Here is a 24,901-nt window from a genome sequence, read left to right as displayed (position 1 = left end):
ACATCCGCTGCGGCGATGGGCGTAGGTTTTTCTCATGCCCGAACCTGATCCCGAGAAACCCGAAGAGGGCGTACGCCGCACTCGACCACAGTCGTCCGGGTTGCAGGCTGTACTCGCCCGCCGTCGTCAGGTTCGCGATCCACTTCCAGAAGCCTTGCTCCGCCGCGTCAAACAGTTCTCCGGCCGGCTCTCCACCGAGGCCGTGACCGTGATGGAGGAGCAGCTTCCGTTCTTCGACAGTCTCGACGCTTCGCAACGCGCCGACGTTCAACTGTTGGTGCAGACGTCGGTGGTGAATTTCCTGGAATGGCTGCGGCAACTCGACTCGGAGATCAGCTTCGGATACGAGTCGTTTCCGGTCATCCCTCAGGATCTTGCTCGACAGCTCACGCTGCGCCAGACCGTCGACATGGTCCGGGTGGCGATGGAGTTCTTCGAGAAATGGCTGCCGGCTCTCGCCCGCAACGATCAGCAGCTGATCGCGCTGACAGAAGCCGTCCTGCGCTACGGGCGTGAACTCGGTTTCGCAGCAGCGACGGTGTACGCAAGCGCTGCCGAGTCGCGGGGTGCCCTGGACACGCGACTGGAAGCGCTCGTCGTCGACGCCGTCGTGCAGGGAGACACCGGCTCGGACATGCTCTCTCGCGCCGCCACCTTGAACTGGGATGCCACGGCTCCGGCCACCGTCATCGTCGGGTCTCCCCCGCCGGACGAGCGGGTCTCGGTTGCCGGCACCGTCCACGCGACTGCCGCCGCGCACGGGCGCGCTGTTCTCGCCGTGGTGCAGGGTCCGCGACTGGTGATGATCGTCAGCGGCGAGCTGAGCAGTAAGACGGAAGGCAGCCAATTCCTTCAAGACCTGCTCATGAGTTTCGCCGACGAGCCGGTGGTGATCGGCCCGACGACACCCTCGTTGAGCGCAGCGCACTTCAGTGCGTCCGAAGCTCTGGCGGGAATCAAGGCTGTTGCCGGGTGGCGCGGCGCACCTCGTCCCGTTTTCGCGACTGAACTGCTCCCGGAACGGGCACTACTGGGAGACGCCGCTGCCGTGAAGGCTCTTCGCGATTTCCTCGTCGCACCTTTAGCTGAATCCGGCACAGTCTTGACCGATACTTTAGACAGTTATCTCGACTGTGGAGGTGCGGTTGAGACTTGTGCACGTCTTCTGTTTGTTCATCCAAATACCGTTCGGTACCGCTTGAAGCGAATCGCGGAAGTTACCGGCCGGGATCCAACGAATCCACGCGACGCGTATGTACTACGGATCGCCGCTACCGTGGGCCGATTGACACAAATCGATCTCAAATCGAACAATTCGGTTACTTCAGTCACATCTTTAACATCCGGACAAACAAACCTGTAACCCCTGAGCGTCCAATTTCGATGGCCGAGCGCGACGTGGGATTTTGTGGGAATCCTACAAAACACTTCGCCAGAGTTCATCGCGACCGACATCTCGCAGGTCGCTCGCGGCGGTGTTCTCTTAATAAGTGATTTCGTTGCTCGCCCCGGGACAGGGCTCTCAGACACCCGGCATGCTCAGCCCCTGGCTGGCACTGCCCGGAGCACAAGACCGCCTCGAAGTGTGGTCGAAGGCAGCCGGCCTGGACCTCGTCCGACTCGGCACGACCGCGACCGCCGAAGAAATCACCGACACCTCGGTAACCCAGCCCCTCGTCGTTGCCGCTGCTCTGCTGGCATACGAGGAAATCGAATCACGTGGGCTCCTCGGCGCCGACGTCATCGCTGCCGGCCATTCGGTGGGTGAGCTTGCCGCTGCTGCGGTCGCCGGTGTTATCTCCGCTGACGACGCGGTCGCGCTTGCCGCCCTCCGTGGCGCCGAGATGGCCAAGGCTTGTGCGCTCGAGCCCACGGGCATGTCAGCCGTTCTCGGTGGAGACGAAGCCGAAGTGCTCGCACGAATCGAAGAACTCGGGCTGGAAGCAGCCAACCGCAATGCGGCCGGCCAGATCGTGGCGGCCGGACTGCTCACCGCGCTCGAAGAACTCGCAGCAAACGCACCCGAAAAGGCCCGAGTCCGCGCACTACCCGTCGCCGGAGCTTTCCACACCCGCTTCATGGCGCCGGCGCAGGACGCCGTCGCAGCTGCTGCCGCCAAGATCACCCCTTCCGATCCGACGCGCACGCTGCTTTCCAACTCGGATGGCGCACCCGTCTCCTCGGGCGCCGACGCCCTCACCAAGCTTGCCGCGCAGGTAACCCGCCCCGTTCGTTGGGACCTCTGCTCCGCGTCGTTGCGGACAGCAGAAGTCAGCGCGATCGTGGAACTCCCGCCGGCCGGAACCCTCGTCGGAATTGCCAAGCGTGAAATGCGTGGCACACCGACGGTGGCCCTCAAGAACCCGGAGGATATCTCCGCACTGTCCGAGCTGACCTAGCTCGGACGCCCACCCGGCCGATCAGCCCGAACGGCGGCCGGACGTTTCACCCCACCTCAATCGATCAAGAAGGGAGCCACACCAGTGGCCCACACTCAGGAAGAAATCATCGCGGAACTCGGCCAGATCGTGGAGGAGGTCACCGGTATCGAGCCTTCCGAGGTCACCGTCGACAAGTCCTTCGTGGACGACCTCGATATCGACTCCCTGTCCATGGTCGAGATCGCCGTTCAGACCGAAGACAAGTACGGCGTGAAGGTCCCCGACGAGGATCTCGCAGGCCTGCGCACCGTCGGCGACATCGTCGCGTACATCCAGAAGCTCGAAGCCGAAGGCGCCGAAGCCAAGAACGCAGAGTGAGCCGACCGTGACTTCCGCTTCTACCCGCAAAGGGAAATTCCCCGACATCGTCGTCACGAGCCTCGCGACGTCGACCTCGGTGGCTGGTGATGTGGATGGCACGTGGAAGGCGCTACTCGCCGGCGAAAGCGGCATCGGAATCCTCGATGACCCGTTCATCGACGAGTTCGACCTTCCCATTCGCATCGGCGGGCACCTGAAGGTTTCACCGGACGAGGGCTTGTCCCGCGTCGAAATTCGACGGATGAGCTGGGTGGAACGCCTTGCCCTCACGTTGAGTCGCACGGTCTGGAGCAACGCCGGCAGCCCTGAAGTCGATCAGGACCGCCTGGCCGTTGTCATCGGCACCGGACTCGGCGGCGGCGACACGCTCATCGACGCCGTCGACAAGCTCCGTGGCGGCGGATACCGCAAGGTGTCCCCGTTCTCGGTGCAGATGGTCATGCCCAACGGACCGGCCGCAACGGTCGGACTCGAACTCGGGGCCCGCGGTGGCGTCATCACTCCGGTGTCGGCATGTTCATCAGGTTCCGAGGCAATTGCTCACGCTCACCGCATGCTTGTCATGGGTGACGCGGACATGGTTGTGGCTGGTGGAGTCGAGAGCTTCATCGACGCCGTTCCGATCGCGAGCTTCGCCATGATGCGTGCGATGAGCACCAACAACGACAATCCGGCCGCAGCTTCACGTCCTTTCGACAAGGACCGCGACGGATTTGTCTTCGGCGAAGCCGGCGCCTTGATGATCCTCGAAACCGAGGAGCACGCAAAGGCACGCGGGGCAACGATTCACGCCCGCCTGCTTGGTTCCGGAATCACTTCGGACGGGTACCACATCGTGGCACCGCATCCGGAAGGCCTGGGCGCGGCGCGAGCCATGACCCGAGCAATCGAGATGGCCGGACTGACGAAGTCCGACATCAAGCACATCAACGCCCACGCCACTGCGACGCCGATCGGTGACATCGCAGAGGCAAAGGCAATCAACGCAGCAGTCGGCAATCACGCTGCGGTGTACGGCCCGAAATCCGCGCTGGGACACTCGATCGGCGCTGTCGGCGCCCTCGAATCAGTCCTCACGGTTCTGGCAGTGCGTGACGGGATCATCCCGCCCACGCTCAACGTTGACAGCCAGGATCCAGAAATCGATCTCGATGTCGTCAAGGGTGAACCCCGAACCGGCTCTTTCGATTTCGCACTGAACAACTCGTTCGGTTTCGGTGGGCACAATGTCGCGCTCGCCTTCGGTCGGGCCTAGCCCGAACCGCGGTTTGCACCTGTCCGCGGGTGTCGTTGCAACACAACGTCACCCGCGGACAACACCGACCTTTCGTTCCACCCAAGGCTCGTACTGAAGGAGGACGCGATGACCATCCTGGCCCCCGTGACAAAGTCCGAATCATCGACAGACCCGCGCGATCCTCTTGCGCGCCTGGAAAATCTGTTCGACCCCGGCACAACAGTGCCGCTCCACGCCCGTGACAAATCCGGTGTGCTCGCCGCCTCCGGAAACATCGACGGCGTCCGCACCATCGCGTACTGCTCCGACGCCACTGTCATGGGTGGCGCCATGGGCGTCGACGGTTGCAAACACCTCGTCAAAGCCATCGATACCGCTATCGAGGAAGAGTCCCCCATCGTGGGCCTCTGGCACTCCGGTGGCGCGCGTCTGGCTGAAGGCGTCGAGGCGCTCCACGCCGTCGGACTGGTCTTCGAGGCCATGGTCCGCGCGTCGGGTCTCATACCTCAAATTTCCGTCGTGCTCGGCTTTGCCGCTGGCGGAGCCGCGTATGGTCCAGCCCTCACCGATGTCGTGATCATGGCGCCGGAAGGCCGAGTGTTCGTCACCGGGCCAGACGTAGTTCGTAGTGTCACCGGCGAACAGGTCGACATGGTGTCACTCGGCGGTCCGGACACACACACCAAGAAGTCGGGTGTCGCGCACATCGCCGCACACGACGAGGCCGACGCATTGCACCGCGCGCGCCGCCTGGTCTCGATGATGTGCGAGCAGGGCGAATTCGATCAGCGGGCAGCGGAACTCGGCGACAGCGATCTGCGCGCCATGATGCCTGCCTCCGCGAAACGCGCGTACGACGTTCGTCCGATCGTTCACGAAATGCTCGACAACGTCGAAGGCGAGTCGAGTTTCGAAGAACTGCAAGGCAATTACGCTCGGAGCATCGTCACCGGTTTCGGCCGGATGGCCGGACGCACCGTTGGCGTCATTGCGAACAACCCACTGCGACTCGGGGGGTGCCTGAACTCCGAAAGTGCAGAGAAGGCCGCTCGATTCGTGCGACTGTGCAACGCATTCGGCGTGCCGCTCGTGGTCGTCGTCGATGTTCCCGGGTATTTGCCGGGCGTCTCGATGGAGTGGGAAGGCGTTGTCCGACGCGGAGCGAAGTTACTTCACGCCTTCGCCGAGGCAACGGTCCCCCGCGTCACCGTCGTCACTCGAAAGATCTACGGCGGCGCCTACATCGCGATGAACTCGCGAGCACTGGGAGCCACGGCCGTATTCGCTTGGCCCAACTCCGAAGTAGCCGTGATGGGTGCGAAGGCTGCTGTCGGCATCCTGCACAAGCGGGCCCTCGCAGCTGCACCGGACGACGAGCGTGAAGCATTGCACGACCGACTCGCTGCCGAGCACGAGGCAATCGCGGGCGGCGTCGACCGCGCGGTCGAAATCGGCGTCGTCGACGAGGAAATCGACCCGGCGAAGACTCGCAGCATCGTGACCGCTGCCCTCGCGTCTGCACCATCTGTCCGCGCGCGGCACAAGAACATTCCGCTCTGACAACCCTGGACAGCAAGGTGGGCCTCGCCGATACGGCGGGGCCCACCTTTGTCATTCAAGTCTTTGTCGTTCAAGCCGCGAGAGCACTCCGGGTTCAGGATGGACCTCGGTCAGCTGACACGCCTTCGCAGCCATGTCACTTCGGCACCTTCGCCTGAACTCCGGAAGGGTTCGAGTTCCTCGTCCCACGGTGTACCTATCGCCCGATCGATTTCCGCGGCGATGTCTCCACCGGAATTCATGATGGACCGCAGTTTCATCTCCCCTACGACGACATCACCGTTCGCACTGGTGGATCCGCGCCACAGGCCCAGACCGGGCACATGGCTGTACCGTTCGCCGTCGACGCCGTGACTCGGGTCCTCGGTGACCTCGAACCGCAACATCGGCCACGCGCGTAGCGAGTCGACCAGGCGGGCACAGGTTCCGACGGGACCCGTCCAGTCCGTCGTCGCACGCAGAAGCCCGTCGTAGGCAGGCTGTGAGGTCCATCTGAGCTTGGCAGGGCTGTCCAACGTGGCGGACAAAGCCCAATCCACGTGCGGGCACAGCGCCGCGGGCGACGAGTGGATGTAAACCACACCAGTCGTCACGTCCGCGAATTGATTCATTTCGCGCACTCGAGCCTCCTGCTTCGACGAGGGACGTCTTCCCCAACGACCTCTGTCGAGTTCGTGCAGCACGCTCGATTGAACAGTGTGCCTTGTGTTACCCGTGTTGCGCCAGTGGAAGGAGAGAAATTTGTGCTCTACCGCGAAACTTCACCGACCACGCCATCCGACAATTCGGTCCACAAAGGCTTGGCCCAATCACCGAAATCGCGATCGGTAAGCACGACGCACGCAGTATCGATCGTGGGATCGACCCACAGGAACGTCCCGGACTGGCCGAAATGACCGAAGGTAGCGGCCGAGTTCTCGAGACCCGTCCAATGCGGACGCTTGTCGCCCCGAATTTCGAATCCGAGCCCCCAGTCGTTGGGGCGCTGAGAGCCGTAACCCGGAAGAATTCCGTTGAGCCCCGGGAACTGCACAGTTGTCGCCTCTGCGAACGTCTGCGCCGAGACCAGAGTCGGCGAGAGCAGTTCAGCCGCGAACTTGGCCAAGTCGTCTGCCGATGCCTGCGCACCGTGACCGGCCGGACCGACAAGAGCCGCGCTGGTCATCGCCAACGGCGCGAACACCGCCTCGGCCAGATAGTCGGCAAATTCGATCTCGGTCTCCCGGGAAACCAACTCGGCAAGCACCTCGAACCCCGCACTCGAGTAGATCCGCTTCGACGCCACCGGAGCCTGAACAACACGTTCGGCGAATGCCAATCCCGAAGCATGTGCGAGGAGATGACGAACGGTCGACCCCTCAGGCCCGGCCGGCCCATCCAACTCGACCGCCCCCTCCTCCACTGCCACGAGAATCGCGTAGGCGCACAACAGTTTTGTCACCGAAGCCAGGGGGAAAACATGCGCCTGGTCGCCACTGAAACCACGAATGCGGTCGCCCTCACCGGGATTCTTTCCGGAGAGGACGACCGCTGCCGCATTGTCGACCGGCCACTGCTGGATTACGTCGAGACTGTGAGTACTGGGCACCCGATCAGACTACTGGCACAAGGGTTGCGCTTCCGATCACCAGTCAGCTTCGGTGTAGCGGATGACGCCGCGGATGTTCTTGCCATCCAACATGTCCTGGTAGCCGTCGTTCACGCCTTCGAGCGTGTAGGTCCGAGTGACCATGTCGTCGAGGTTCAGCTTGCCTGCCTTGTACATCGCGAGGAGGTTCGGCACGTCCTGGCGAGCGTTGCCACCGCCGAAAATGTTGCCCTGAAGGTCCTTCTGAAGCATCGCCATCAGGAACAGGTTCAGCTTCACATCCATGTCCGTCAGGTGCCCCATTGCGGTGACGACACAACGGCCGGCCTTTGCCGTCAGAATCATCGCTTCTTCGACGTACTCACCCTTCATTTCGCCGACGGTGATGATCGTCTTCTGCGCCATGCGGCCATACGTAGCGTCGATGATCGGCTGAATGGCAGCGGCAGCGCTTTCGAAAGCGTGCGTTGCGCCGAACTTCAGAGCCTGCTCACGCTTCCACGGCACGGGGTCGATGGCAAAGATGTACCGGGCGCCCGATGCAACTGCACCCTGTAGCGCACTGATACCGACGCCGCCGACACCCATGATCACAACGTCTTCGCCGGGCTTCACATCGGCGATGTGGGTTGCCGATCCCCAACCGGTCGGGACGCCGCAACCGACGAGTGCGGCAACCTCGAACGGAATATCCTTGTCGATCTTCACCACTGACGACTGGTTCACGACCATGTAGGGCGAGAACGTCCCTAGCAGGCACATCGGGATCACGTTTTCGCCGCGTGCCTGGATTCGGTAGGTACCGTCACTGATGGCCTGGCCGCTGAGGAGGCCCATCCCGAGGTCACACAGGTTCTGATGGCCGGCCGAGCACGCCGGACAGGTTCCACAAGCCGGAATGAAGGACAGAACGACGTGGTCGCCGACCTCCAGACCCTTGACCTCCGGGCCGAGCTTGGTGATGACGCCCGAACCCTCGTGCCCACCCATGACGGGGAACGACGGCATCGGGGTCGCGCCGGTGACGATGTGGTGATCGGAGTGGCACATTCCGGCCGCTTCCATGCGAATCTGAACTTCGCCGGCTACGGGCTCACCGATCTCGATCTCCTCGACGGACCACTTTTCATTGAGGCCCCACAGGATTGCACCCTTGGTCTTCACGTCACTTCACCCTTTCATTCGCACACCCGCATCTATCTCTGTGACCATAGCCACAAATCTGCGAAATTGGAACGTGTTCTAACGAAAGATTTTGCACTGCAGGTCAGATGTCCAAATGACCTGGCACAACCGGCGCGGCAACAACGGAATAACGACCCACTGAGTGGGACAGGCCACACGGGCACCCGAAAGTAGAGCCGCCCCGAAAGCACGCAACCATTCGACTCCACCTCCCACCAATCGGTCGGACACAGAGCAGCGGGTCTGAAACAGGCCTGGGCATGTTCTGGTGCATCTGAGGTTTGACCCCTCAGGTTTTGAAGGTGGTGTTCGCCGGCCGTGGGTGCTGCCCGGGGTCGATCGAGGGCGGCGGGATGAACCACGGTTTGTTGTCGACACCGATCCGGATATCCCATTTCCCGACGAACCCGGATTTCCGGTGCATCAGCCGGTGATGTGAACGGCACAGCAGGACCAGGTTGTTCATCACCGTCGGCCCACCGTTCGCCCAGTGCCGGATATGGTGCGCATCAGTCCACGCGGGCACGCATGTGCAGCCCGGGAACGCGCAGCCTCTGTCTCGGGCAATCAACGCCACTCGCTGTTCGGCGGTGACCAACCGTTTTCCTGGTTGCGCATCGAGCGGTGCCCCGTGACCGTCGAGCAGAACGGTCGACAGGAAACAATCACACCCGAGAAGCCTGGTCTGCGACACCGACAGGGGTCCGAGCCAGGGCATGTGCCCGACATCAAGATCCGACACAGCCATTCCGTCATCAGCAGTGGAGGGTGCTGCGGCGCAGTCCCGATGCTCCGCCAGATCCCGAGCGTTGATGTGCACGTTCACGTGCGGGCGCTGACCACCGTCGGTGCCAGTCCTCGCGCAGTCCAGGTAACGCCGGATCAGTTCGGTGAACCCGTCCGCGGTCCGCTTCGCCGCCGACCGAGCATCGGGAGTCCCGTCCGGTGCCGGGGTCGGCATCGTCAGATTCGACAGGACCGAGAGCAGCATTTCGCCGGTGAGGGCATCGAAATCACCACGCACCACCACCCGGCCGTTCAAGGTCGAGGCGATCCGCAACTCATTGAGATCGACATCCTCTGCGGGCGGGATCTCATCCGATTCGAACAACCGCTCCAAGGTCGCGATTACGTTCCGCACCTTCGTGGTCGTCGCCTCCACCCCCGATGCCGCAGCCAACAACAAATCGATGCACTTCGGTAGCGCCTCCTCCGGCATGCCTTTAGGTGGTGACTCGCAGAACGCCACGATCAACACGGCATGCTCGAACGAGCAATCCCCGCCATCGAACCGAGCCGCCACACCCGGAAACGGCCGCAAAGCTGCACCCAACGCGGCGATCTTCTTCCCGTCCCGAACCTGCAGCATCGTGTTAGCCGCCAACCACGCACCCGCCCCGCGGCTGGCAATCACCTGATCATCCGGGCGCAACGACAACACGTCCACCACCGCCACACGAACGGCTTCCAGGCGCAGAATCTCCGCACTCGCCTCGACAGCAGCAGCGCGCAACTCGGCAGCAGTCAACTGCCACAGGCGTCCGCGTAACCCCACCGCAGAACCTGACACCACATCCGACAACAAGACGCTCATTGAATCCCCCGATCCCCTCCCCATATCATACTCGAACACCCGTTCGAGTCAAGAGTTTCACGAGTCAATCCACCGAGCGTCCCGGAATCACCACACCGCATTGATATGCGAGAACCACCAGTTGCGCGCGGTCGCGGACATCCAGTTTCGTCATCGCCCGATTCACATGGGTTTTTGCCGTGACCGCGCTGATCACCAATTCCGCGGCGATTTCGTCGTTGGACATCCCCATAGCAACGAGAGTTACCACCTCGAGTTCACGCGGCGTCAATTGACCGAAGATCCCAGAAGTCGAGTCTGCCCGCGACGGGATGGAAAGGAATCGAGTAATCAACGCACTGGTCGCAATCGGCGACAACAACGAGTTGCCACTTGCGACCGTCCGAACAGCATCCAGCAGATCTTCAGCCCGGATCCCTTTGCCGATAAAGCCGCTGGCACCCGCCCGGATCGCCTGTGCCACATGCTCATCCACCTCGAATGTCGTCAGGATCAACACGTGTACGTCGGACAAATCCGGATGATCGGCAATCATGGCGGTCGCTTCGACTCCGCTGGTGCCTGGCATTCGAATGTCCATCAATACAACGTCGGGTCGGTGCTCGATCGCCGCCTGGAATGCCTGCTCTCCGTCTGCCGCCTCGGCGACCACCTCCATGTCCTCTTCCGAACCGATCAGCAGCGCAAGCGTTTGACGGAAGAGCGCCTGATCGTCTGCCACTACCACCCGAATACTCACGACTCCCCACTCTCCGAACCCCTGGACACCGAGACAAGCGGCAGTTGGGCGTCCACACGAAATCCCCCGTCCGCGCGGAATCCTGCTGAGACCTCGCCTCCCATTGCCTGTGCCCTCTCCTTCATTCCCAGCAGTCCGTACCCGGGCGGTGACGTCGAAGGCACTGCCGTTCCGGAGTTTTCGACCGACAGCACCAGAACCTCGGCTTCGTACGACAACGACACGGTGACGGCCCCTGGCAACGCATGCTTGCTCGCATTCACGAGTGCTTCCTGGATAATTCGGTACGCCGTGAGGTCTACTGCTGGCCCGAGAGGGCGCAGCGAACCCACAGCGCGCACTTCGATTTCCATTCCCGCACTGACGAATTGATCCACCAGTGCCGGTAGATCCGAAAGCCCCGGAGCCGGCTTCATCGAGCGATCACCGTCCTGAGCATCACGGAGAACTCCGACCGTGGCCCGAATTTCATCGAGTGCCGCCTTGGACGTTTCCTCCACTCCGCGTAGTGCAGTCGTCGCCTTCTCCGGGTCTTTCCCGATCAAGTGCGACGCGACCCCGACTTGCAGGTTGACCAAGGCAATGTGGTGCGCGACAACGTCGTGCAGGTCTCGCGCAATCCGCATCCTTTCTTCGACGACGCGGTGTCGGGCCTCGTCCTCGCGCATTCTTTCCGCTTGCACCGCGCGCGCCTCGACGGACTCCAGATAGGCTCGGCGAGAACGGACCTCGGCGCCGGCAAAACTTGCCATCAGCAACCAAGCCAACAACCCCAGTGCCTCCTGCAGGAGATTGTTCCCCACTCCCAGGAAGATCGTGACGAGCATCAGCGAGCTGACTGTGCTCGCCGCTGCGAAGAAGGTCCTCCGGCGGTCACTCGTGCTGGCAACGTAGTAGAGGCACACCATCGCTGCGGAACCTGTGCCGGCATTCGGCGGCGCTGACAGTGCAATCATCAATACGCCGAGGAGTACTGCCACCGCCAGTGCCGAGAACGGATAGCGCCTTCGGAACACGATGGTTGCCGCTGCGATCGCTGTTACAAGCACTCCCACAACCGTGACCTCGCGGGTGTCATTGCCGTCGAGCGCGATGCGGTGCGCCGTCCACGTGGCAAGGAGCACGAGAATCGCCAGTGCCAGGTCGATGGTGCGCGGGTGTTCCGCACACCATCGACCCCACGTCGATGTCGAAGTCATCGATCTACCGTATCCGGGTCACACCGACAACTTGTCGCTCGTGGGTTCACTGGATTCCTTCGAATCTGCGAGCAGCGCAGTCAACTGCTCCCCCTCGACATCGACGTTCGGGACCAACCGGTCCAGCCATGAGGGGAACCACCATGCCCTCGAGCCCAACAGGGACATGACGGCCGGTACGACGGTCATACGAATCACGAAGGCGTCGAACAGAACCGCGAACGAGAGTCCGAGTCCGATCTGCATGATGAAGGCGTCGCCGCCGAAGATGAAGCCCGCGAAAACGGCGATCATGATCAGCGCCGCGGCCGTGACCACTCGCGCGCCCTGGTCGAAGCCCTTCACGACTGCTTCATCCGGTCCGTCACCGTGGACGAACGCTTCACGCATTCTGGTCACCAGGAACACCTGGTAGTCCATCGCCAACCCGAAGACGATGCCAATCATGAAGATGGGCAACATCGCCACAACTGATCCGGTTTGACCTTCGATTCCGAGAATGCCGGCGAACCAACCCCACTGGAAGATCGCGACCAGCACACCGAACGTCGCACCGATCGAGAGCAGAAATCCGAGAGTTGCCTTGAGTGGTACCAAGATCGAGCGGAACACCAACATCAGGAGGATGAAGGCGAGGCCGACGACCAATGCGAGGTAGGGAACCAGGGCGTCGGCCAGGCGATCCGAAACGTCGATCGTCAACGCTGTCTGACCGGTGACCGACATCGTGGCTCCGGTCTCGTCGGTCAGTGATCCGGCGACCTCACGTATATCTGCGACGAGCGCCTTTGTTGCCTCGGTTTCCGGGCCACTCGAGGGAACCACCGTGATGACTGCTGTATCGCCGGCCTGATTGAGTGCTGGCGGCGTCACTGCCGCTACGTCGGGCAGAGCGCCGAGCTTTTCCTGGGCGCCGCTCAATGCCGCTGCCGGATCTGCGGCGTCGGCAACGTCGACGACCACCATGAGCGGACCGCTGAACCCGGCACCGAACCCCTCGGATAGTCGGTCGGTAGCCCTGGCGGCAGTTGTGTCGGGCACTGGTGGGCTCGCCAAACTCAGGTTGATTCCGAATGTGGGGATCGCCAGCAATCCCAGCCCGAGGACTGACGCGAGCAAAACCGGAACTCGACGCCGGATCACGAACTTGGCCCATCGCGAGCCCGCCCCCTCCGACTGTTTCCGGTGTGTCAGTTCACCGCCGGACGCCAGCAGTCGACGATCAGACCGACTCATGACGCGCGACCCTGCAAATCCGAGTGTGGCGGGCAGCAGCGTCAGTGAAATCACCACTGCAACAGCAACTGCGAAGGCTGCAGCCAGACCCATGCTCGTCAGGAACGGGATGTTCACGACGAACAGTCCTGCCAATGCGATGAGCACCGTCAACCCCGCGAACACTACGGCCGAACCCGCAGTCCCCGCTGCGCGGCCCGCAGCAATTTCTGGATCATGTCCGTCACGTAGTTCGGAGCGGTAGCGCGAGACGATGAAGAGCGAATAGTCGATCGCCACGGCGAGCCCCAGCATCATTGCCAGGACGGTTGTGCTCGAACCTAATTCGATGAAACCAGTTGCGATTGTGATCGTGCAGATCGCGATGCCGATGCCGATCAACGCGCTGATCAAGGGAAGCCCCGCCGCAACCAAGGAACCGAAGGTGACGGTCAGCACCACCGCGGCGATCGCGACTCCGATCACCTCTCCCATCGATTCGGCGCTGCTTTCCATCAGCACGTTGCCGGCAACATCGACTGCCAGCCCTGAATCCGCGGCGTCGTGGACGGCGGACTCGAGCAGTTCTTTCGAACTGTCCGGTAAGTCCATCGAGTCGGCGGTATAGGAGACCTGCATGTATCCGATCGTCCCAGTCGGCGACACTCCGCCGGAGGCATACGGATCCGATACCGCTGCAATCTCAGGATCCTTCCCGAGCGCAGAGACCAAGTCACTGACGGATTGTCGAATCGCCGGATCGGTGAGCGTCGTGCCCGCCGGAGATTCGAAGACGATGCGAGCACTGGCTCCGTCGGTGGACGATTGCGGAAATCTTTCAGCCAGAAGATCTTGCGCCGCTTGTGATTCGGTGCCCGGAATCGACAACGTATTGACGGTCGGACCGGACAGCGTTGCTGCGCCTACTCCGCCCGCCACCAGCAGGACGACCCAGAAGCCCACCATTGCCCAACGGCGCCGAAACGCGAGTCGCGAGAGTTTGTACAGGAATATCGACATGCGTGTCACTGTGCCGATACACGACCCCGTCGCACATCGTGCACAGGTAGGCAGTTCGACGTACTGCGCTCGCAGTAGGGCGGTGGTCCCCAGTGCTAGACGGGCAGGCCCAACTCCCTTGACCACGGCGGATCCGCCCCGGGACGTGACACGGTGACGGCTGCCGCGCGTGCGGCAAAGGTCAACGCGGCCGACCAATCTGCCTCGGTGAACGCACGCACAACAGCGACGTCGAGTGCGTCGTGACGATCAAGGTAGGCCAACAGGGCTCCGTGAACGGTATCGCCCGCACCGATCGTGTCCGCGACGTCGACCGCGGGCGCCGGCACCGAAACATCGAGTTCCTCGGTGATCAACCGCAACCCGTCACCACCACGGGTGAGCAGGACGGCGCCGACGCCTTCGTGGAGCCACTCGGCGCCGTCGACCGAACCCAACCACTTCGCGTCGTCGTCGCTCACTTTGAGAATATCGATGGCGGGCAACCACGAACGAAACCGTCGTCGATACGCGTCCGGGTCGGAGATCACCGCCGGACGAATGTTGGGGTCGACCATGGTGAGTCGACCGCGGGCGTGTGCTTCGTGCAGCAAAGCTTCGTAGGCAGAGGCCCCGGGCTCGAGCACCAGCGACAGCGTTCCGAACGAGAATGCCCGGGCAGAGGGAAGTTTCGGCAGCGCGAACTGTCGATCCGCCGTTCCCTCGAGGTAGAAGGAATACCGCGCACCTCCGTCCGCTGCAAGGTTCACGACGGCCAGAGTTGTCGGCTCGGGCCCACGTTCGACCCCAGTTGTGTCGACATTGGACGCGGCCAGCGAGTCGATCATCCGATCTCCGAAAGCGTCTGTGGACAAGCGAGAGACGAATCCCACGTCGGATCCGAGTCGACCCAGTGCAATCGCAACGTTGAACGGTCCACCGCCCAACTTGGGTGAGAAGTTCTCCCCCACCGGAACCAGATCAACCAGTCCCTCACCACACACCACGACGGATCGTTCGCGTGTATCACTCATCGGTAGACCCTAACCTTCTCACCAGTCGAAGATGGATGTGATGGGATTCAGCTACCCACACGCTCGCCCGTAGCCGGGTCGAAGAGGTGAACGAGGCCGTCCACCCGCTCGAAGCCCAGCGTCTGGCCGTACTGCAGCTTCGATCGACCGCCGGTGCGTGCAACGAGCGAGATCGGGTCGGCTTCGGTACCAGGCACGTGTGCGTAGATGTACGACTCGTTGCCCAGTTCCTCTACCAGGTCGATCTGAGCTGCGATTCCGTCTCCGGCAGCAACCACCTGGAATTGCTCGGGCCGAATTCCCACTGTGACCGAAGCCAGACCGGCCGCGGCGATTGCCGCCATCTGCTCGCGGTCCAGCGGAACCTCGACGTCGCCGAAACGCACCCCACCCGAACTGACCGGCGCCGTTACCAAGTTCATACCTGGAGATCCGATGAAGCCGGCAACAAACGCATTGGCCGGCCGATCGTAAAGTTCGGTCGGAGAAGCGAATTGTTGCAACTTGCCGCCCTTGAGCACTGCCACTCGATCACCCATCGTCATCGCTTCCACCTGATCGTGCGTGACGTAGACGGTGGTGGTTCCGAGACGACGCTGCAACGCCGCGATCTGCGTGCGGGTCTGGACGCGTAGCTTTGCGTCGAGGTTGGAGAGCGGCTCGTCCATGCAGAACACTTGCGGTTCACGAACGATAGCTCGGCCCATGGCAACTCGCTGCCGTTGACCACCGGAAAGCTTGGCCGGCTTGCGGTCGAGATAGTCAGTCAGGTCAAGCAGTTTAGCCGCTTCGGCCACTTTCTTCTTACGCTCCTCGACGGGCACACCGCGCATCTTCAACGCGAACCCCATATTTTCCCCGACGGTTTTGTTGGGGTACAGCGCGTAATTCTGGAAGACCATTGCGATGTCGCGATCCTTGGACGGGACATCGGTCATGTCCTTGCCGTTGATGGTGATCGCGCCGGAATCGATGTCCTCGAGCCCTGCCAACATGCGCAGGGCCGTGGACTTTCCGGAACCTGACGGACCGACGAGCACGATGAACTCCCCGTCGTTGATGTCGAGATCGAGTGAATCGACAGCGAGGGTCCCGGCACCTTCGTAGATGCAAGACGCTTTCTGGTACGAGATTTCAGCCATGACGAACTCCTGAGAGGGTGAGGAGAATTATTTGATTGCACCGAAGGACAGGCCGCGCACCAGTTTGTTCTGGGCGAACCAACCGGCCAGGATGACGGGCAATGCCGCCATGGTCGCTGCCGCGGAGAGCCGAGCCCAGTACAGTCCCTCGCCGGTGATGAACCCGACCAGGAAGACCGGAATCGTCTGCGCTTGAACAGCTGTCAGGTTGACTGCGAAGAAGAATTCGTTCCACGAGAAGATCACGCAGATCAGCGCAGTCGCAGCAATTCCGGGCGAGATCAGCGGGAGGATCACCTCGCGAACCGAGGTCCACAAACTCGCGCCGTCCATGCTGGCAGCTTCGAGAAGTTCGCCGGGGACTTCGAGAAAGAACGAACGCATCATCCACACTGCGATCGGCAGATTCATCGATGTGTACAAGATGACCAGCGCCCAGATGTTGTCGAGCAACCCGATGTCGTTGACGATCACGTACAGCGGCACGATTGCAGCGACGACTGGGAGCATCTTGGTACTGATGAAAAAGAACAGAACGTCCTGAGTCTTGACTACCGGGCGAAGCGACAATGCAAATGCAGCCGGAACACCCAGTAGCAGAACAAGAATCGTCGACATGGCCGTCGCAAATGCGGAGTTTGCCAGCGTCGTGCCGAGACCGGAGTCGAGGACGGCACGGAACTGTTCGAGGGTGGGAGTGAAGAACAGCTTCGGCGGATCCGTGTAGGCGTCTGCCTCGGTCTTGAACGCGGTCAGGACCATCCAGAAGACCGGGAAGAAGAATCCGAGAGCGGCGATCCACGCCACGACCGACCACGGACTGAACTTACTGCTCTTCTTTTTCTTGACGACGGGTTTGTCGGTCGTCGCGCTTGTCGTCTCTACGGCAGTCATCACGCCGCCTCCTCGTTGCCGGTGAAGCTCTTGAAGATCAATCGGAGCGCAAGTGTCGACACGATGATCGTCGCGATCACTGTCACGACACCCATCGCCGCAGCTTGACCTACGTCGAAGCCGAGGAACGCGCGCTGGTAGATGTAGAACGGCAGGTTCGAGCTGGCCACGCCGGGCCCACCCGAGGTCATCATGTACACCGCGTCAAAGGTGTTCACGAGGTAGATCGCACCCAGAACTGCACCGAGTTCGATGAAGCGGCGCAGGTGCGGCAACGTCAGTTCGCGGAACATCGCAAACGGCTTGGCTCCGTCCACTCGTGCGGCTTCGAGAATGTCTCGGGGCATGGACTGCAAACCGGCCAGAATGAGCAGCATCATGAAGGGCGTCCACTGCCAGATCAGATTGATCATGACGGCGGCGAGCGGAAACTTACTGACCCAGTCGACCTGGCCGACGCCGAAAGGCTGGAGGACAAAGTTCACGATACCGAACACCGGGTCGAACATTGTTGTCTTCCACAGCAATGCGCCGGCGACGGGAGTGATGAGAAACGGCGTGATCAGCAGTGTCCGCACGATCCCCCGACCAAGGAATGCGCGGTCGAGTAGCAGCGCCAGCGCGAGTCCGAGGATCACGGAAACGATGACGGTTCCCACGATCATGATGACCGTGTTGACCGCGACTTCCCGAAACTGACTGTCCTTGAAAACCTCTATGTAGTTGTCGAACCCGTTGAAGTGCCGCGATCCCGGCCGGACTAGGTTCCACGACTGCGTCGAGTAGTAGAGGGTGAACAGAAACGGAATCTGGGTGACGACGATCGAGAAGATCAACGCCGGCAACAGGGGACCTCTACGACGCCAACCCTCGGCGCGGGAGATCTTCTTTTCGACACGGACCGGTGGCGCGTCGTCCACCGTAGTTCTGGGCTCGGCAACCGTAGTCATCGGTTCTCCTGATAGGTCTTGCCGACCACCTCGGCATACTGCTGGGATTGTTCGAGTGCTTCTTTCACGCTCTTCTGACCCGCGATGGCCGCACTGATCTGCTGGCTGACGCGAGTGCCCAGGTCCTGAAACTCAGGGATGGTGAGGAACTGGACGCCGGTGTACGGAACCGGTTGCACTGTCGGGTTTTTCGGATCTGCATTGTTGATCGATTCGAGGGTGATCGGACCGAATGCCTGTGCGGCCTCTTGATATTCCGGAATCTCGTAGGTCGATAGGCGACTTCCCGGAGGAACTCTCGACCAGCCGAGTTCGGTTCCGACCTTCTGGATGTAGTCCTTGTTCGTCATCCAGGAAATGAACTTCCAGGCGTCATCTTTGTTCTTTGCCGACTCCGGGATTCCGAGCGCCCACGTGTAGAGCCAACCAGGATCGGACTTCTCGACCTTCGGGGCCTTCGCATATCCGATGTTGCCGACTACCTTCGACGACGCAGGGTCCTCGAGAACCGACACAGCCGACGTCGCGTCGTACCACATCGCCGTGTTGCCTTGCGCGAATTGTGTTGCACATTCACCGAATCCGCTTGTGGCAGGACCCGGCTGACCGTGCTCCTTGACCGTGTCCACGTAGAACTGAACCGCATCCTCGACCTGCGGACTGGTCAGCTGCGCATTCCAATTCTCGTCGTACCAGCGTCCACCGAAGGTGTTGATCACGGTGTTCAGCGGTGCGAGTACCTCACCCCAGCCAGGCTTTCCGCGCAAGCAGATTCCCGCCATCTTGGCGTCCGGGTTGTCGAACTGTGCTGCCCAACCTGCAACTTCTTGCCACGTCGGGTCTTCGGGAACTGTAATCCCCGCCTGATCGAACAGATCCTTGCGGTACATCAGGAACGACGACTCCCCGTAGAAGGGGACCGCGTACATACTGTCCTCGTACGACAGAGAAGTCTTGATCGACGGTACGAAGTCGTCCTCGTCGTAACCGGGCGTCGTGTCTGCATAGTCGGACAGGTTCGTGAGCCAACCGTTGGCGGCCCACTGAGGTGTCTCGTAGTTGCTGATCATCACGACGTCGAACTCACCGCCGCCGGTTGCCGTCGACGCCGTGATCTTGGCGCGCGCCTGGTTCTCGGAAAGGCTGACGAATTTGAGGTCGATGCCAGGGTTCTCGGCTTCGAAAGCCGGCGCCAGTTTGATGGCGTCCTGCATCTGCGAGTTCGACACCATCGCGATGGTGACTGTTCGTTCGCCGGAACCACCGAGCGCACCAGCGCCCGCACATCCCGACACCAGGAGGCAGAGCGCCGCCGCGGCAGCGCCCCACACTCGTCTTCCTGTTTTCACGGATTACCTTCCTTCACACTTGCGTGTCAGTCGCGCGCTCGGACCGCGAAACTCGTGAGATCGCTAGCCTTCGAGCAGCCACTGGGCGCACTCGACGTCGGTGACGAGTACGTTTGCCAAACCTCCGCGCAATGCGCCCAGAACGGCCTGGCGTTTGTGTGTTCCCCCCGAAATCAGAATCGTCTGATCGCAGGATTTCACTGCGTCGAGCGATACGGAGACCGTTCGCTCAGGCAGTGGCCCCTCCACTGGATTGCCGTCGATCGTGTAGAAACGGCCGCCGATTTCACCGACAGCGCCTCGACTTTCCAACTCGTCCAGCATGGTCGAGTCGACGAAGCTACCGGCAAACAAGGTCGTGGCAGTCGAGACGGCACCAACTCCGAAAACCATGATGTCGGAATCAGTTCCGGCTTGCAGCGCCTTCGAGATCACCGAGTCGTTTCGCATCGACTCCACAGTCGCCGGGTCGGCATACAGCGGAGCGTTGAGACGAATAGGATTGGCCTGCAACTGTTGTGCACATCGGCCGATGGTGAAGTCGACACCGGTTTGGTAGTCGGTCACCGTCATGGAGCCGTCAAGTTGTACCACAGCCGAGCACTTCGCGGCCTTGTCTGGCAAAGACCCTGCTACCGCAACGGTTTCCGGACCCCAGGTAAACCCGAGAACGCTCGACGGCTGCAGACGACGAACCAGAACTTCCGCTGCTCGTCGACCGAGTGCGTCGAAGTCCGGGTCGTCCGCATCCGAAATCGCTTCGGGGACGATCAACACTTCGGCCAACCCGAAGTGCTTCTCCAGCTTCGATTCCAACTCCGTGTTCACCGAACCTTCGAGCTCCGGCGGTACCAAAATCTCGACCCTGACCAAACCTTGCGTCCGCGCCCTGGCCAACAGTCGCCCGGCTGTCGGCCGCGAGACGCCCAACTTCGCTGCAATCTCCGCCTGAGTGGCACCTTCGAGGTGATACATGGTCGCTGCCCGCAAGGCGAGCCGCACATCTTCGGAAGCGGGCAACTTCGACGTCTTGAGTCCTGTGGGCTGAGCCGACTGGTTCACACGGTCTCCTTGTGCATCAGGTTCAAAGTTTCTCGATCGTGAGCAAATGCTCACTAGATGTTCTTATGCTCATTAAGCTAACATCTACGTTGTGACCCACACAACAGTTTCCGGAGAATCCGTCGATCTACCTGCGACAATTCGGGCAAATGTCCTCGTCGAGACCGGAAAGATGCAGATGGTCGAGAGACCACGACCGTCCCCGAAGGCGGGTGAGGTCCTCGTTCGCATCCATGCCGTGGGCGTGTGCGGGTCGGACGCGCACTACTTTCACGAAGGTCGCATCGGCCCTTACGTAGTCAACTCACCGCTCGTTCTCGGACACGAAGCATCGGGACGCATCGCCGCGGTCGGTGACGGCGTCGACCCAACACGCATCGGGCAGCGTGTCTCCATCGAGCCTCAGAAGCCCGATCCGACAAGTCTCGAATCCAAGGCAGGCAGATACAACCTCTGCCCTCATATGGAGTTCTTCGCGACGCCGCCGATCGACGGTGCGCTGACCGACTACGTCACGATCGGTGCCGACTTCGCCCATCCCATCGCAGATTCCGTGTCCTACGAGGCAGCTGCGCTGTTCGAGCCACTCTCCGTAGGGATCGCCTCAGCCCAGAAGGCGGGGATCACTGCCGGCTCTCGGGTGTTGATCGCCGGCGCCGGCCCGGTAGGAATCGTGACGACGCAGGTGGCCAAGGCATTCGGCGCGACGGAAGTCATCGTCTCGGACATCGACGCGGCCCGGCGTGATGTGGCACTGAAATTCGGCGCAACAACCGTCGTTGATCCACGTGAGGGCGACGTACGCTCGCTGGCCGTCGACGCATTCATCGACGCCTCGGGTGCCACGGCCGCGGTGATCGACGGGATTCACGCAGTTCGGCCCGCTGGGACCGTCGTTCTAGTCGGAATGGGTGCCGACGAGATACCGTTGCCGGTCCCGATCATTCAGAATCGCGAACTGATGCTGACCGGAGTGTTCCGGTACGCCAACACGTGGCCGATCGCCGCCGCATTGGTCGCTGCCGGGCGCGTCGATCTGGACTCGATGGTCACAGCACGCTTTTCACTCGAACAGTCGCAAGAGGCCCTGGTGGCCGATCGCATTCCCGGCAGCATCAAAGCCGTAGTCATTGTCGCCGAAGGAGACTAGTACTTTCATGGAACTCAATACGAAGACCCTGCTCGACTTCGATGCTGCACTCGAAGTGCCGAACTACGACCGGAGCAAAGTCACCACTGGCATAGTGCATTTCGGTGTCGGAGGCTTTCACCGTGCACACCAGGCCATGTACATCGATGCTCTCCTGCGACGCGGTGAGGGCTTCGACTGGGGAATCTGCGGAGTGGGAGTGATGCCGTCGGACAAGCGAATGAAAGACGCACTCCGCGCGCAGGACGGCCTCTACACGCTGGCGCTCAAGCATTCCGACGGAACCCTCGAGGCCCGGGTCATCGGGTCGATCGTCGAGTACCTGTTCGCTCCAGAGGATCCGGAGGCGGTGATCGAAAAGATGGCATCCGAATCGACGAAAATCGTATCTCTCACCATCACCGAGGGCGGATACAACATCTCGCACACTATGGGCGAGTTCGACGCGTCCCATCCCGATGTGATGCACGATCTCGAGCCGGGAACACTCCCCCGCACCACCTTCGGTCTGATTTGTGCGGCACTCGCACTCCGTCGCGACCGGGGCCTCACCCCGTTCACGATCATGAGTTGCGACAACATCGAAGGCAACGGATCGGTCGCCAGGACGGCTGTCGGAGCGTTCGCCGCTCTGAAGGATCCCGAACTTGCGGAGTGGATCGACGAGAACGGCGCCTTCCCCAACTCCATGGTCGACCGGATCACACCCGTCACGACAGCCGAGGTGACCACCGAGATCGCCGAGACGTTTGGCGTGGACGATCAGTGGCCGGTCGCAGCTGAGCCGTTCACCGCGTGGTTCCTCGAGGACGAGTTCACCTCAGGCAGGCCACCTCTGGAGAATGCCGGCGTCAATCTCGTGCCGGATGTTCGCCCGTACGAACTGATGAAACTGCGCCTTCTCAATGCCGGCCATCAAGGCATCGCGTACTTCGGCTACCTTGCCGGATACCGTCTGGTCCACGAGGCATGCCAGGACGAACTCTTGTCAGGATTCCTGCTCGACTACATGAATCTGGAAGCGACGCCGACCCTTGATCCGGTACCCGGCGTCGACCTCGGTCAGTACAAGAAGACCCTCATCGAACGATTCTCGAACCCCCAGGTCCGCGACACGATTGCACGTCTGTGCGCCGAATCGTCCGATCGAATTCCCAAGTGGCTGTTGCCCGTCATCCGAACCCAACTCGACACCGGTGGGTCGATCAACCTGTCCACCGCAATTGTCGCCAGCTGGGCCCGCTACGCCGAGGGCACAGACGAGAACGGAGATCCCATCACCGTCGTCGATCAGCTGTCGGACACTCTAGTGCCGCTCGCCCAGAAACAGTCGAGCGACCCGTTGGCCTTCATCGGGTACCGCCAAGTGTTCGGCGATCTCGTGGACGATCGCCGATTTGTCGCTAGCTTCCGAAAGACGCTCGACTCGTTGCACTCCGTCGGAGCCAGAAGAACCCTCGAGGAGGTGCGCGGGCTCTGACTACACCGAGACGTCGTGCAGGTGATGGATCGGATCGTGAATGAAGTAGGCCGCCAACGATTCGACGGTGAACGCCGATCCGTCACTGCGGAGACCCCGTCGTTGGCGGCTACCCTCTGGCACGGTTTCGAAGGCATTCGCGACCTCCGCCGCGGCGTCGGACAATTCCGATGCCACCGTTGCCGGATCTTGGTCGTTGTACCGCTCGGCCTCGGCTGTTGCGTCCTGATCCCAGTTCTCGAATCGCGGATCGTCGAATTCGAGCATCTGTTCCAACCGCACCTTGAAGATCCGGAACACGTCGCGTACGTGGGCGGAATACTCCAGCGCTGACCATGTGTCGCTGTCTGGCCGCACCGTCACGTTCTCGTGTTCGAGCACTGCAGCCCAGGATGCGGCGTTGGCACGCACGAGATCGGGAACGTCCGTGAATGCGACGGTGGATGAATCGAACCCACACTCGCCGCAAGGGCGTTCGAGGACCCAGGTCCAGTTCTTTGTATCCGGGGTGATCGGCATGCATCGAGAATAGTCCGCGGGAGCGGAGTCGGTCTGCTTCGATTGGCCGATGAAGCGCATCATGGTCGGTCTTGCGATTCCATTCGTGCTGATGCTTACTTCGTGTGGCGGGGACGGGGGCGACGCCGAACCACACGAACTCGCCTTCACATGCGACTACGCACATGCGTACCTCGAAGTTTTCGGGACGGTCGAGGCGGCGTTGGCCCGGCTACAGAGCCCTGGATGGAACGATGTCCCTGAACTCGTGGGTTCCGCCAGCGCCTGGGCAGCGTTCACACCACAACAGCAGACTGCGTTAGTCAATTCACTTCATGCGGCTTCCCGAGGTGAATGTTGATCCGTATTTCGGTGCCGGTATCCGGCATCTGACTCCGTCGACAAGATTTGCCGGTCGATACTCGGATCGGCCGAAGAACTGGACATACTCCGACTGATTCCACGTCGCCGATCGATCGAATCCGCGATGACATGAGCGGACCGCACGACGACTGGAGAGGATTCGACGCTGAGGCGCGTGAGCGCACCAAGAAGCCTTCGAAGCAGCGGAATCGGGATCGTGCGACCGAGCAACGCCGGAGGCCTGATTCGCCGGTCGCACAACAGAATTACAAACGACGACGTAACTACGTCATTCCGTTCGTGACAAAATACTCGTTCGTCGGCGACGGACCGATCACTTCGATTTCCTCGATGGGTCTCGTCGCCCCTCACGTGAAGGGCGTCGAGTCGACATGTACCCCTTCCGAACGCAGTAAATGCTCGGCCGCACAAATCAACAGGGAAAGGGATTCGTACGAGAGTCCCTTGATCGCATGCATCAGCCTGTCAGGCGCCGGAATCGACCGGTCGCCCGGCGAACCCTCGGATCTCCGCACAGAAAGCACGGTCGAGAGTTCTCGTTGATTCACCACCTGACCTGCGCTGTTCGCTCGCTCGAACATGGCATTCAGCCGCTGGACCAGTTCCTCACCTTCAGCTGATCGAATAGTGTTGCCGAACAGCCTGTTTCCATGATCGGCTTCGACACCAGGCCCGATCGAGTTCTTGATTGTCACAGTATGTTCTCCGTTACGTTGGTCTGCCAGGTTGATCAGGGGTGCGATCCGGCGCAATTCGCAGAGCCTTTATCCGTGCCGCCCAACGGCGTCGCGTCCATCGACAGCAGACGAATCTCCCCCGGCGCCAATCGGCTTCCGGTAGCGCGACCTCGAAGCCGCTGTTCATTTGCGACCTATCGTTA

22 protein-coding genes are annotated in these 24,901 nt (G+C 61.4%); 7 read left to right on the top strand and 15 right to left on the bottom strand.

Going from position 1 to position 24,901, the window contains the following annotated elements; genetic code table 11:
• Positions 1–34 precede the first annotated feature (34 nt).
• From YH3_RS23870 to YH3_RS23850, 5 genes are all read left to right on the top strand, one after another.
• Positions 35–1,363: a CdaR family transcriptional regulator gene (locus YH3_RS23870; RefSeq protein WP_003941635.1), complete on the top strand. Its 1,329-nt coding sequence runs from the start codon at positions 35–37 to the stop codon at positions 1,361–1,363.
• A 127-nt stretch (positions 1,364–1,490) separates the two neighbouring features.
• A complete protein-coding gene (locus YH3_RS23865) occupies positions 1,491–2,399 on the top strand; it encodes an ACP S-malonyltransferase (protein WP_064689135.1) in 909 nt (302 codons plus the stop codon).
• 84 nt (positions 2,400–2,483) lie between these two features.
• On the top strand, positions 2,484–2,759 hold the full coding sequence (acpM, locus tag YH3_RS23860; RefSeq protein WP_003941649.1) for a meromycolate extension acyl carrier protein AcpM: 276 nt from the start codon (positions 2,484–2,486) through the stop codon (positions 2,757–2,759).
• Between the two features lie 7 nt (positions 2,760–2,766).
• Positions 2,767–4,017 (top strand): KasA/KasB family beta-ketoacyl-ACP synthase, encoded by a 1,251-nt coding sequence (locus YH3_RS23855; RefSeq protein ID WP_003941591.1) that lies wholly within the window; start codon positions 2,767–2,769, stop codon positions 4,015–4,017.
• Between the two features lie 108 nt (positions 4,018–4,125).
• Positions 4,126–5,559, top strand: coding sequence for an acyl-CoA carboxylase subunit beta (locus tag YH3_RS23850; RefSeq protein WP_003941597.1), 1,434 nt, complete (start codon positions 4,126–4,128; stop codon positions 5,557–5,559).
• 110 nt (positions 5,560–5,669) lie between these two features.
• On the opposite strand, the gene YH3_RS23845 is transcribed toward YH3_RS23850, so the two are convergent.
• From YH3_RS23845 to YH3_RS23785, 13 genes are all read right to left on the bottom strand, one after another.
• Positions 5,670–6,179, bottom strand: a complete 510-nt coding sequence (locus YH3_RS23845; protein WP_042445731.1) for a DUF3145 domain-containing protein — start codon at positions 6,177–6,179, stop codon at positions 5,670–5,672.
• A gap of 128 nt (positions 6,180–6,307) precedes the next feature.
• On the bottom strand, positions 6,308–7,147 hold the full coding sequence (locus YH3_RS23840; RefSeq protein WP_007735479.1) for a serine hydrolase: 840 nt from the start codon (positions 7,145–7,147) through the stop codon (positions 6,308–6,310).
• A 36-nt stretch (positions 7,148–7,183) separates the two neighbouring features.
• Complete coding sequence (locus tag YH3_RS23835) at positions 7,184–8,311, bottom strand: NDMA-dependent alcohol dehydrogenase (RefSeq protein ID WP_003941638.1); 1,128 nt, start codon at positions 8,309–8,311, stop codon at positions 7,184–7,186.
• A 310-nt stretch (positions 8,312–8,621) separates the two neighbouring features.
• Entirely contained in the window at positions 8,622–9,926 is a 1,305-nt protein-coding gene (locus tag YH3_RS23830; protein ID WP_064444128.1) for an HNH endonuclease signature motif containing protein, read from the bottom strand.
• A gap of 64 nt (positions 9,927–9,990) precedes the next feature.
• Entirely contained in the window at positions 9,991–10,665 is a 675-nt protein-coding gene (locus YH3_RS23825) for a response regulator transcription factor (protein WP_030536576.1), read from the bottom strand.
• Positions 10,662–11,864, bottom strand: a complete 1,203-nt coding sequence (locus YH3_RS23820; RefSeq protein WP_030536577.1) for a sensor histidine kinase — start codon at positions 11,862–11,864, stop codon at positions 10,662–10,664. The genes YH3_RS23825 and YH3_RS23820 overlap by 4 nt, the downstream gene beginning before the upstream one ends.
• A gap of 18 nt (positions 11,865–11,882) precedes the next feature.
• Positions 11,883–14,099, bottom strand: a complete 2,217-nt coding sequence (locus YH3_RS23815) for an MMPL family transporter (RefSeq protein WP_058039427.1) — start codon at positions 14,097–14,099, stop codon at positions 11,883–11,885.
• 95 nt (positions 14,100–14,194) lie between these two features.
• The gene (locus YH3_RS23810) at positions 14,195–15,112 is read right to left on the bottom strand and encodes a carbohydrate kinase (protein WP_007731141.1); all 918 of its coding nucleotides are present in this window, start codon (positions 15,110–15,112) and stop codon (positions 14,195–14,197) included.
• A gap of 47 nt (positions 15,113–15,159) precedes the next feature.
• On the bottom strand, positions 15,160–16,254 hold the full coding sequence (locus YH3_RS23805; protein WP_042450146.1) for an ABC transporter ATP-binding protein: 1,095 nt from the start codon (positions 16,252–16,254) through the stop codon (positions 15,160–15,162).
• Positions 16,255–16,281: 27 nt separating this feature from the next.
• Positions 16,282–17,148 (bottom strand): carbohydrate ABC transporter permease, encoded by an 867-nt coding sequence (locus YH3_RS23800; RefSeq protein WP_064444267.1) that lies wholly within the window; start codon positions 17,146–17,148, stop codon positions 16,282–16,284.
• On the bottom strand, positions 17,148–18,098 hold the full coding sequence (locus tag YH3_RS23795) for a carbohydrate ABC transporter permease (RefSeq protein ID WP_019748978.1): 951 nt from the start codon (positions 18,096–18,098) through the stop codon (positions 17,148–17,150). The genes YH3_RS23800 and YH3_RS23795 overlap by 1 nt, the downstream gene beginning before the upstream one ends.
• The gene (locus YH3_RS23790) at positions 18,095–19,447 is read right to left on the bottom strand and encodes a sugar ABC transporter substrate-binding protein (RefSeq protein ID WP_030536581.1); all 1,353 of its coding nucleotides are present in this window, start codon (positions 19,445–19,447) and stop codon (positions 18,095–18,097) included. Before YH3_RS23790 ends, YH3_RS23795 begins: the two co-directional genes overlap by 4 nt.
• A gap of 63 nt (positions 19,448–19,510) precedes the next feature.
• On the bottom strand, positions 19,511–20,509 hold the full coding sequence (locus YH3_RS23785; protein ID WP_054827191.1) for a sugar-binding transcriptional regulator: 999 nt from the start codon (positions 20,507–20,509) through the stop codon (positions 19,511–19,513).
• Positions 20,510–20,648: 139 nt separating this feature from the next.
• On the opposite strand from YH3_RS23785, the gene YH3_RS23780 reads away from it, so the two are divergent.
• Both YH3_RS23780 and YH3_RS23775 read left to right on the top strand, forming a co-directional pair.
• Positions 20,649–21,659, top strand: a complete 1,011-nt coding sequence (locus YH3_RS23780; protein ID WP_064444266.1) for an NAD(P)-dependent alcohol dehydrogenase — start codon at positions 20,649–20,651, stop codon at positions 21,657–21,659.
• Positions 21,660–21,666: 7 nt separating this feature from the next.
• Positions 21,667–23,139 carry a mannitol dehydrogenase family protein gene (locus YH3_RS23775; protein WP_064444127.1) on the top strand — a complete coding sequence of 491 codons (1,473 nt, stop codon included), beginning with the start codon at positions 21,667–21,669 and terminating at the stop codon, positions 23,137–23,139.
• On the opposite strand, the gene YH3_RS23770 is transcribed toward YH3_RS23775, so the two are convergent.
• Both YH3_RS23770 and YH3_RS35055 read right to left on the bottom strand, forming a co-directional pair.
• The gene (locus tag YH3_RS23770; RefSeq protein ID WP_039973216.1) at positions 23,140–23,658 is read right to left on the bottom strand and encodes a DinB family protein; all 519 of its coding nucleotides are present in this window, start codon (positions 23,656–23,658) and stop codon (positions 23,140–23,142) included.
• A gap of 710 nt (positions 23,659–24,368) precedes the next feature.
• The gene (locus tag YH3_RS35055) at positions 24,369–24,716 is read right to left on the bottom strand and encodes a hypothetical protein (RefSeq protein ID WP_082920650.1); all 348 of its coding nucleotides are present in this window, start codon (positions 24,714–24,716) and stop codon (positions 24,369–24,371) included.
• Positions 24,717–24,901 lie beyond the last annotated feature (185 nt).

It is taken from the genome of Rhodococcus sp. YH3-3, from assembly GCF_001653035.1.
Classification (GTDB): domain Bacteria; phylum Actinomycetota; class Actinomycetes; order Mycobacteriales; family Mycobacteriaceae; genus Rhodococcus_F; species Rhodococcus_F qingshengii.
Note: the sequence above shows the minus strand (reverse complement) of the source record. Positions and strands in the feature narration are given on the sequence as shown.